The organism is Nostocoides australiense Ben110 (assembly GCF_001050535.1).
Taxonomy (GTDB): domain Bacteria; phylum Actinomycetota; class Actinomycetes; order Actinomycetales; family Dermatophilaceae; genus Nostocoides_A; species Nostocoides_A australiense.
In genome coordinates, this window is record NZ_HG764815.1 from 3,553,485 (window position 1) to 3,555,182 (window position 1,698).

Below are 1,698 nucleotides of genomic sequence, written 5' to 3' on the forward strand. Positions count from 1 at the left end.
CCGCCCCCCCCCGCCGCGGCCAGGCCGGCGAGGTCGGCGAAGGCCGCGGCCGGGTCGGCCGCCAGTGGCGGCACCGCCATCACGCCACCGAGGCGCAGCAGTGGCTGGGCCAGGACTGCCTCCGCCAGCGCCGGGATGGTGTCGCGGGGCGCGCCACCGCGTTCGGGATCACCGTCGAGGCTGATCTGGATGAGCACGCGAAGCGGCTCCGCAAGGCCGGCACGCTCGCGCCCATGGGCAAGTGCCGCAACGAGTTTGGGCCGGTCGAGGGAGTGGACGGTGTCGGCGAGGCGCGCCGCCTCGGCCGCCTTGTTGCGCTGCAACTTCCCGATCAGGTGCAGCCGCAGGCCGTCGTATGCCGCCGCCTCCGCCTTCGCGTGCGCCTCCTGAACCTTGTTCTCCCCCACATCGCGCACCCCGAGCCCGGCGAGGATCCGGATGTCGCTCGCGGGGAAGGTCTTGGTCACGACGATGAGCGTGACCTCCTCCCGAGCCCGGCCGGCCGCGGCGCACGCGGCCGTGATGCGCTCCTCGACGGCGGCCAACCCGGCCCGGATCTCCTCGACCCGCTCGGGACGGGCGGCAACAGCATCGGCACGCGCGGCGGACATACCCCCATCTTGCTGGATGGGCGGGCCGGCGGACAGAGCTGTGACATCCGAACTACGAGGAGCGCTCGAAGCCCCGGGAATGACCGGTCAACCGGCCCGACTGGTATTCCGAATTCGCGGTATGCCGAATGTCGGGGCAACGCTTCAGTGAGCGAGCCCCGTCGGGCTATCCCGGGTGGTGTCGTCCCGGACGGTGGGCAGGGGCAGCCGGCGGGCGCAGCAGGATGAGGCCGGCGTGGCGGCCGGTGACGCCGTCGCGGCGGTAGGAGTAGAGGTTGCCGGACTCGCGGGTGCAGCCGATTACCTGCCGGGCGCTCACGCCGGCGGCCGAGAGCTGCGCCAGCACGCCCTTGGCGATGTCGAGGGCCGGGGTGCCGGTGGCGCTGACGGCCCGCGCCTCGGGGACCAGAGCGACGGCATCGTCGTGCATCTGCTGCGGGACCTCGTAACACGACCCGCACACCGCGGGGCCGACGGCCGCATCGAGGTTCACGGCACCAACGAAACGCATGCGCTCGACCACGGCTGCCACGGTCCCGGCGAGCAGACCCGGGCGGCCCACGTGGGCCGCACCGATGACTCCCGCGACAGGGTCGGCGAGCAGCACGGGCACGCAGTCTGCCGCGAGAACGACGAGCGCGAGGCCGGGGACGGTGGTGACCAGGGCGTCGGCCTCCGGCTCGTCCTCCGGTCCCCATGGTTCGGTCACGGTCGCCACCTGCGCGCCGTGGACCTGGTGGAGGAAGACGAGGTTGCCGGCGGGCACCCCCAATGCCGCGGCGGCGGCGGCGCGATTGCGCGCCACCGCCGCCGGATCGTCAGCGACACGGGAGCCGAGGTTCAGGCCGGCGTGGGCGCCGATGCTGTGGCCGTCGTGCCGGTCGGTGAACCCCCGGACGACCCGGGAGCCCTCGTCGAGCCAGGCAAACACGCCGGGGCCTGACGGGTTACTTCAGCCACTCGGGGACGTCGAGGTCCTCGGGGTCGTCGAAGACGACCTGCTTGGGCGGGCGCACCGGCTCTGCGGCGGGGGCCAGCTGCGCGGTCTGGGCAGGAGCGGGCTCGGCGGCCGGCGCGTCGGCCGGCT

General features: G+C 73.9%; 2 protein-coding genes. Both read right to left on the minus strand.

What is annotated here, in order from left to right; genetic code table 11:
- Window positions 1–611, minus strand: a 611-nt coding sequence (locus tag BN11_RS17360; protein ID WP_053084165.1) for an alanine racemase, incomplete at its 3' end; no start/stop codon positions are given.
- A gap of 166 nt (window positions 612–777) precedes the next feature.
- Complete coding sequence (gene pgeF / locus BN11_RS17365; protein ID WP_048699577.1) at window positions 778–1,542, minus strand: peptidoglycan editing factor PgeF; 765 nt, start codon at window positions 1,540–1,542, stop codon at window positions 778–780.
- Window positions 1,543–1,698: the final 156 nt, after the last annotated feature.